This is a genomic window from Candidatus Poribacteria bacterium (genome assembly GCA_021295755.1).
In the GTDB taxonomy this organism is placed as follows: Bacteria; Poribacteria; WGA-4E; order WGA-4E; family PCPOR2b; genus PCPOR2b.
Map to the genome: position 1 here is coordinate 2,047 of JAGWBT010000149.1, position 1,229 is coordinate 3,275.

Annotated in this window: 1 protein-coding gene; it reads right to left on the minus strand. The window is 53.5% G+C overall.

The annotated features are described in order from the left end of the window. Positions 1 to 20: 20 nt before the first annotated feature. Complete coding sequence (locus J4G02_18915) at positions 21 to 989, minus strand: quinone oxidoreductase (protein MCE2396609.1); 969 nt, start codon at positions 987 to 989, stop codon at positions 21 to 23. Positions 990 to 1,229: the final 240 nt, after the last annotated feature.

Consider the following 1,229-nt stretch of genomic DNA (forward strand, 5'->3'; position numbering starts at 1 on the left):
AGTAGGTAGATCGACAGATCCTAGGGAATCAACAGAACTTTCCCCGTTGTCTGTCTGCCTTCCAACGCACGGTGTGCATCAGCAGCATCTTGGAGTGGAAATGTCCGGTCAATGCGCAGCTTCAATGTACCAGAAGAAATCCATTCAAAGAGATCGCCTGCCCGTCCTATCAGTTCTTCCCGATCGGCAGCGTGATGCCCTAAACCCGGGCGCGTCACAAACAACGAACCGCTCGACAGACGACTCAGATCGAACGGCGGCACAGGCCCACTCGACTGCCCGAACAGAGCCAAATAACCGCGGGGTCGAAGACAGTTGAGACTCTTGTCAAAGGTGGTCTTGGCGACCGAGTCGTAGACCACATCCACCCCAACCCCATCGGTTAGGCGTTTAACTTCGGCTTCAAAGTCGGTCTGTGTGTAGAGGATTACCGCATCAGCACCGGCCTCGGTGGCGAGCTGCGCTTTCTCCGGTGTGGAGACTGTACCAAATACACGTGCGCCCAACGTCTTTGCCATCTGAATAAGCAGCAAGCCGACTCCACCGGCGGCTGCATGCACCAATGCCGTGTCGCCTGTACTGAGTGGGTAGGTGCTGCGGGTCAGGTAATGTGCGGTCATACCTTGCAGCATCGCCGCCGCTGCCGACTGCGTATCAATCGAATCGGGTAAAGGGACAAGCACCCTAGACGGCACGATTGCCGCCTCGGTGTAGGAACCTTGGTGCATCGCATAACCCACACGGTCCCCTACATCGACCTCGGTGACACCGGGTCCAACTGCTTCGACCACACCTGCACCTTCCATCCCCGGCGTAAAAGGCATGTTGGTACTCGGATAAAGTCCCGTGCGGTGGTAAACGTCGATATAGTTTAGTCCCGCTGCTTCGATCCGCACCCGTGCTTCACCCGCACCGGGTTCGCTAGTAGAAACCTCGTCATAACGGAGTACCTCTGGTCCGCCATGTTCATGAATACAAATAGCGTGCATTTTCCTATCTCCTATCTTCGTGAGGGATGATACTACGATTGCTAAAAAATCTGAAATTCAACTATCATGCCTGTCCTAAATCTACTTATCCTTCGGAGGAATAGTTGGTAGTGAACGCAGATCCGCGTTCATTCTAGAAGTAGTTTGTAGGTCGAGTTTCTATACTCGACAATACACTGATTTTCCAAAGTCCCCCTGACAAGGGGGATTTAGGGGGTTGGGGTAGGGGGTTAAAAATCA